This window comes from Thermoanaerobaculia bacterium, assembly GCA_035717485.1.
Classification (GTDB): Bacteria; Acidobacteriota; Thermoanaerobaculia; order UBA5066; family DATFVB01; genus DATFVB01.
The window spans coordinates 1-4,242 of the sequence record DASTIQ010000227.1; the positions used below are offsets into that span (position 1 = coordinate 1).

Genomic DNA, 4,242 nt, shown 5'->3' on the forward strand with positions numbered 1-4,242 from the left:
TTCCTCCTCGACGGCCCGAAGAACGCGAAGCTGACGGTCGCGCTCGCTCACGGCGCGGGGGCGCCGATGGACTCGCCGTTCCTGAACGACGTCGCGAAGGGGATCGCCGACGGCGGCTATCGCGTCGCGCGATTCGAGTTCCCCTACATGCAGGCGCGGCGGTCGGGAGGGAAATCGGGAGCGCCCGACCGGGAGCCCGTGCTGCGGGAAGCGTGGCTCGAAGCGATCCGCGAGCTCGGCCCGGCGCGCCTCGTCATCGGCGGCAAGTCGCTGGGCGGGCGGATCGCGAGCCTCGTCGCCGACGCGGCGGGCGTCCGGGGACTGCTCTGTTTCGGTTATCCCTTCCACCCGCCCGGAAAGCCCGACCGGCTCCGGACGGCGCACCTCGCGGATCTCGCGACTCCCGCGCTGGTTCTGCAGGGAACGCGCGACCCGTTCGGCGCCCCCGAGGAGGTATCCGGATACCGCCTCTCGCGCGCGATTCGCGTCGTTTGGGTCCCGGACGGCGATCATTCGTTCAAGCCGCGCGCGAAGAGCGGCCGGACGGAGGCGGAAAACCGCGCATTGGCGATTGCGGAGGCGCGGGCGTTCCTGCGCGAACGCGCGGCGTAGCGGGGCGGCGTTGCGGCCGCGTGTTATCGTTCGCCTCGTCATGTCGGACGTCGTCGTGCGGAAATGCCCGCTTTGCGGCGGCGAAATGATCAAGTCCAACAAGAGCTGGCATCTCGTGTTCATGCCCCCGTGGACCGGCTTTCTCTCGATTTCCGGCGCGCGCAACCGGGCCTATCCCTGGGCCTGCATGGGATGCGGCGTCGTCCTGATGTATCTCGACAACCTCCCGGTGCTCGCGGCCGACTACCGCAAGAACCGGGAGACCGCGAAGCTCGGCCTCCCGATCAACGCCGTCGAGCCCTGAGCGCGAGCGCGGATGTGCCCCGAGGGCCAGCCCGGATGTCCCCTGACGGCGAGCGGCTCGACGACGAGCGATCCCCTCGCCCGATGAGCGCGGCCGCTCCCGGAATCCGATACCTCGACGGCATCCGGCTGCGGCGGGCGGTCGTCGCGGGCGCGAGGTTCGTGACCGAGCGCGCGGAGCCGCTCAACCGCATCAACGTCTATCCCGTCCCCGACGGAGACACGGGCACGAACCTCGCGATCACGTTGACCCGGATCGCGCAGCGCGCGGCATCGGGAACCGAGCGCGACGCGCACGCCGCCGCGGTGTCGATCGCCGACGAGGCGGTCGCCGGCGCGCGGGGGAATTCGGGCGCGATCCTCGCGCAGTTCCTGACGGGTTTTTCGGAAGCGGTCCCGCCGAAGGCCCGCATCGACACCGGAGAGTTCGGCCAGGCCGTCGTCCACGGTGCGGAATCGGCGCGTACCGCGATCCAGCGGCCGCAGGAAGGGACGATCCTGACGGTCCTCAAGGACTGGGCGCAGGCGGTCTCGGCGAGAGCCGCGCAGGTCCGGGACTTCGGGACGCTCCTGTCCGAGTCGCTCGGCGCCGCGCGCGATTCGCTCGCGCGCACGCCGGAACAGCTCGCGCTCCTGAAGAAATCCGGCGTCGTGGACGCCGGGGCACAGGGCTTCGTCTATCTGCTCGAGGGGATCGTCCGGTACGTGCGGGACGCGGCGCGGCGGGCGCTCCCGGCGCCTCCGGAGAACGTCGCCGCGGCGACGTTCGACCGCTCGCCCGAGTCGATCATGTTCCGTTTCTGCACCGAGGCGCTCCTCGAGGGGGTCTCGCTCGACCGCGACTCCCTGCGCCGCAAGCTCGCGCTGCTGGGCGATTCGCTCGTGATGGCGGGCGGGGCGTCGCGGATGCGCGTCCACGTGCACACGAACGAGCCCGAGATCGTCTTCGCCCAGCTCGCCGAGCTCGCCGCCGTCGCGCAGACGAAGGTCGAGGACATGCGGCAACAGCACGAGCAGCGCTTCGACAAGAACCGCGCTTCGCGCGTGGCGATCGTCACCGACTCCGCGTGCGACCTGCCGGATGCCCTCCTCGAAGAGCTGAACGTCCATTTCGTCCCGCTCCGGATCCATTTCGGAATGGAGAACGCGCTCGACCGGGTCACGATCAAGGCCTCGGAGTTCTACGCGCGCTTCGCCGTGGAGAAGGAGTATCCGAAGACGTCGCAACCTCCGGCCGCCGATTTCCGCCAGCTCTACGAGTCGCTCGCCCAGCACCACGGCGCGATCGTGTCGATCCACCTCTCCGGCGCGCTCTCGGGCACGTTCCAGGCCGCGGTCAACGCCTCGCGGGAAATTCCGGACACCGAGATCCTCGAAGTCGATTCGCGGAACGCGTCGATCGCGGAAGGGCTCGTCGTTCGCGCGGCGGCCGAGGCGATCCTTCAGGGAGCCTCCGCGGAGGAAGCCGCCCAGATCGCGCGCGACGCGGCAACCCGCGTCCGCCTCTTCGTCGCGGTGCCCACGATCGAGCACCTCGTCCGCGGCGGGCGGGTCTCGGCGGGGAAGGGAAGCTTCGCGCGCGCCCTCCACCTCCTTCCGGTCCTGACCGTCGGCCGGGATGGAAAGGCGACGTCCGCCGGGATGGGATTCGGCTACCGCCGCGCCGTCCGGAAGATGATGCGCCTCCTCTTCGCGGCGGCCGGGCGCTCCGGCGGGCAGCGCTTCGGCGTCGTGCACGCGGATGCGCTCGAGGAAGCGGAAGTGCTCGCGCGCGAGATCCGGGAGCGGTATCCGTCCTCGGACGTGATCGTGCTGGAGTGTTCCCCCGTGCTCGGCGCCCACGGCGGTCCGGGGGCGCTCGGGGTCGCCGTCCTCCCTTCGTAGAGGGGGGCGCGTCCGACCCGCGCCTGCAGTCAAGAAGGTCAAATGAGCAGGCGAGGCCGGGTGTTGACTCGAGGCTCCTGAACTCGCGACTCGTGACGCGTGACCCGCGACTCGTGACTCGCGACGGACGCCGAAAGGCGTCCCGACTCGCGACTACTCTTACAGCGGTCGCCGGACCGTCGGTATGGAATCGCTGAACGCGATTCCCCGGGCGAGTTCCGCGACGAACGCCTCCACGGACGGGAACCGGTTCGCCGGCTCCTTCTCGAGCGCGCGGTGGACCGCGGCGGACGCGGAAGGGGAGAGATGCGGAACGACCTCGTCGAGGGGCTCCGGCGGGGTCTGCGTGTGCGCGAGCGCGGCGGCCCCGAGATCGCCCTTGACGGCGAACGGAAGGGCGCCGGAGAGCATCTCGTAGGCGACGATCCCGAGGCTGTACTGGTCGGAGCGCGCGTCGGCGACCGCGCCCCGGAAGAGCTCGGGCGCCATGTAGGCGGCCGTTCCGAGGACCATCCCGGCGCGGGTGGGATGGAGCGGCGTCTCCGACGCCTCGTCGGTCAGCTTTTCGAGGCGGGCGACGCCGAAGTCGAGCACCTTCGCGGGCACCCGCGCCGCGCTCGAATCGCCGAGGACCATGATGTTGTCCGGTTTCAAGTCCCGGTGGACGACGCCGGCCGCGTGCGCCAGATCGATCGCCTGCGCGATCGGGGTGAGGATCGCGGCGACCCGCGCCGGCGCGAGCTTTCCCTCGCGCCGGATCAGCGCCGACACCGTGCTCCCCTCGATGTACTCCATCACGAGAAACGCGTTCCCGGAGGGGAGCACGCCGAAATCGAAGACGGTCACGATGGCGGGATGGACGAGCTGGGCGATGATCCGCGCTTCGCGCTCGAAGCGGGCGCGGATCTCGCGGTCCTGAAGGAGGTGCGCGAGGAGCACCTTGATCGCGACGGGGCGCGAGAGCCGCTTCTGCACGGCGAGATACACCGCGCCCATCCCGCCCTGTCCGAGGAGCTGTCGGAGCTCGTACTTGTCTTCGATCGCGTACGGCGTCGCGTCGTGGGCGAAGAGCGTCGCGTCGTCGCGAGGGCAGGTCTCGGCGTCGGCCGGGTAGCAGCGGCGGCAGACCGGGCACACGCGCGCGCCCGGCTCCCCCGGGACCGTTCCGGCGGAGGGGGCCGGCGTGGCGAGGAGCGGGGACGCGTTCTTCAGCGCCGTGTAGTCCTGCGCGAGCGCGAGCTGCCCGGCGAGGGAATGGAGGAGCTCGCGTTCCTCCGCGCCGTACGGCTCTTCGGAGAGGCGCGGCGACAGGAGCAGGAATCCGGCGAGGCGTCCCGAGGCGGGAAGCGGAACGAGCAGCTCGGCGCCCGTGGCCCCGATCCATTCGCGTTCCGCCCCCGCGAGGCGACGGAGGAAGACTTCGCCGGTCCTCGTCTCGAGGTC

Annotated in this window: 4 protein-coding genes; 3 read left to right on the forward strand and 1 reads right to left on the reverse strand. The window is 70.8% G+C overall.

The genetic code is table 11. The features are described from left to right. From VFS34_12190 to VFS34_12200, 3 genes are all read left to right on the forward strand, one after another. Positions 1–612 (forward strand): alpha/beta family hydrolase (locus VFS34_12190; GenBank protein ID HET9795210.1); only part of this gene is annotated, 612 nt, incomplete at its 5' end. 40 nt (positions 613–652) lie between these two features. Continuing rightward, positions 653–916, forward strand: coding sequence for a hypothetical protein (locus tag VFS34_12195; GenBank protein ID HET9795211.1), 264 nt, complete (start codon positions 653–655; stop codon positions 914–916). 83 nt (positions 917–999) lie between these two features. Further along, positions 1,000–2,799, forward strand: coding sequence for a DegV family protein (locus VFS34_12200; GenBank protein ID HET9795212.1), 1,800 nt, complete (start codon positions 1,000–1,002; stop codon positions 2,797–2,799). Positions 2,800–2,958: 159 nt separating this feature from the next. Here VFS34_12200 and VFS34_12205 read toward each other — a convergent pair. Beyond that, the coding region (locus VFS34_12205; protein ID HET9795213.1) for a serine/threonine-protein kinase at positions 2,959–4,242 on the reverse strand (1,284 nt) is incomplete at its 5' end.